The sequence below is a fragment of the Kitasatospora sp. NPDC056651 genome (genome assembly GCF_042792155.1).
GTDB lineage: Bacteria > Actinomycetota > Actinomycetes > Streptomycetales > Streptomycetaceae > Kitasatospora.
Genome location: NZ_JBHTWX010000233.1, coordinates 1 through 2,271, shown reverse-complemented (window position 1 = coordinate 2,271; position 2,271 = coordinate 1). Strand labels below are relative to the sequence as shown.

The following is a 2,271-nucleotide window of genomic DNA, read 5'->3' as shown; positions in this document are numbered from 1 at the left end:
GGACAGGCTGGGGCGTTGCCAGTAGCCGCGTGCCAGACCGGCTCCGGCGAGGTAGAGCTCGCCGGTGGTGCCGGGTGGGCAGAGGGCGAGCCGGGTGTCCAGCACGTAGGCGCGGAGGTCGGGGATCGGGACGCCGATCAGACTGCCCCGGTCGCGCTCCGCCACCTCGCGGTCCAGCGGCAGGTAGGTGACGTGCACCGTGGTTTCGGTGATCCCGTACATGTTGACCAGGACCGGTGCCCGGTCGTCGTGCCGCGCGTACCAGCTGCGCAGCCGGCCGAAGTCGAGTGCCTCGCCGCCGAAGACCACATAGCGCAGCGCCAGTTGCGAGCCGAGCACCGGATTCGCCGCCTCGGCCTCCATCAGCTGGTAGAACGCGGACGGCGTCTGGTTGAGCACGGTGACTCGCTGCTCGGCCAGCAGGGCGAGGAAGTCCTCCGGCGAGCGGGAGACCGCGTGCGGCACGACGACCAGCCGACCGCCGTACAGCAGCGGGCCCCACAGCTCCCACACCGAGAAGTCGAAGGCGTAGGAGTGGAACAGCGTCCAGGTGTCGTCGGCGCCGAAGGCGAACCAGTGCTCCGTCTCGGCCATCAGCCGCACCACGTTCCGGTGCGGGATCACCACGCCCTTGGGGCGGCCGGTCGAGCCCGAGGTGTAGATCATGTACGCCGGGTTGGCGTCGCGCAGTGGCAGGCGTCGGTCCGCGTCGGTCGGGTCGGCCGCCGGGCGCGCGGCGATCTCCGCCGCGGTGGCGGGGTCGTCCAGCAGGACCCGCGGAGCGTTCCCGGTGACCGCGGCGACGGCCTCGGAGGTGGTGAGTACGCAGCTCGGCGCGGCGTCCCGGAGCATGTACTCCAAGCGCTCGGCCGGGTAGTCGGGGTCGATCGGCAGGTAGGCGGCGCCCGCCTTCTGGACCGCCAGTACCGCGGTCACCAGTTCCGCCGACCGGGGAAGGGCCAGGGCGACGAACTGTTCGGGACCGACCCCGGCGTCGATCAGGTGGTGCGCCAGGCGGTTCGCCCGGGCGTTCAGTTCGGCGTAGGTCAGCGTGATCCCGCCGAAGACCACGGCGACGGCGTCCGGTGTCTGCGCGACCCGGGCCTCGAACAGCTCGGGGATGGTGCCCTCGGCGTGGCCGGCGGGCGTGCCGTTCCACTCGACCAGGAGCTGGTGGCGCTCCTGCGGGGTGAGGAACTCGACCGTGTGCGCGGGGCGTTCGGGCTGCTCGGCCATCGCTTCGAGCAGGCGCCGCAGGCGGCTGAGGTACTGCTCGGCCTGCTCGGCGGTGAAGACGTCGGTGCGGTAGGCGAGCCGGAGCGCGAGCCGGGGGCCGGGGATCGCGGCGAGGGTGAGCGGGTAGTGGGTGGCGTCGACCGCCTGGATCCCGGCGAGCCGCAGGCCCTCGGCGGGGGAGTGCCAGGCGGAGGGGTCCAGCGGGTAGCTCTCGAAGACCGTGGTGGTGTCGAAGAGCGTGCCGTGGCCCGCCAGTTGCTGGATCTCGGTGAGTCCCAGGTCGTGGTGGTCGGTCAGCTCGGCCTGTCGGCGCTGGAGCCCGGCCAGGAACTCCCGGACGGTCTCGTCGTTGCGCAGCCGCACGCGGACCGGGAGCGTGTTGATGAACAGTCCGACCATCTGTTCCACGCCGGGCAGCTCCGGGGGGCGTCCGGAGACGGTCGCGCCGAAGACCACGTCGTCGCGTCCGGTGGTGCGGGCCAGCAGGATGCCCCAGGCCGCCTGGATCACCGTGCTCACGGTGGCCGAGCACCGGCGGGCGAGGGCGCCGAGCCGCTCGGTGAACTCCTCGGACAGCTCGACGGTCAGCTGCTCGGGCAGGGCGGGGGCCCGGTCGGCCACTTCCCGGGCGACCAGGGTGGGGCCTTCCAGTCCGGCGAGCTCGGCCGACCAGGCGGTGCGGGCCGCGTCGAGGTCCTGGGCGGCGAGCCAGCCCAGGTAGTCGCGGTACGGGGTGACCCGCGGCAGGCCCACGTCGTCGCCCTGCTGGGCGTACAGCGCCAGCAGTTCGCCGATCAGGATCGGCATCGACCATCCGTCCCACAGGATGTGGTGGTTGGTCAGCACCAGGCGGTGGTGGTCCTCGCCGAGCTTGAGCAGGAGCAGGCGCAGCAGCGGGGGCCGGCGGAGGTCGAACTTGCGGGTGCGGTCCGCTGCCGCCAGGTGCTCGGCCTCGGCCTGGCGTTCGGCTTCGCCCAGTTCCGTCAGGTCGGCCTCGGTCCAGGGCAGTCGGACGTCGCGCACCACGACCTGGAC

The 2,271-nt window shown here is 72.6% G+C and carries 1 protein-coding gene; it reads right to left on the bottom strand.

What is annotated here, in order from left to right:
* Positions 1-2,271, bottom strand: a 2,271-nt coding sequence (locus ACFRAR_RS38630) for an amino acid adenylation domain-containing protein (protein ID WP_380705124.1), incomplete at both ends; no start/stop codon positions are given.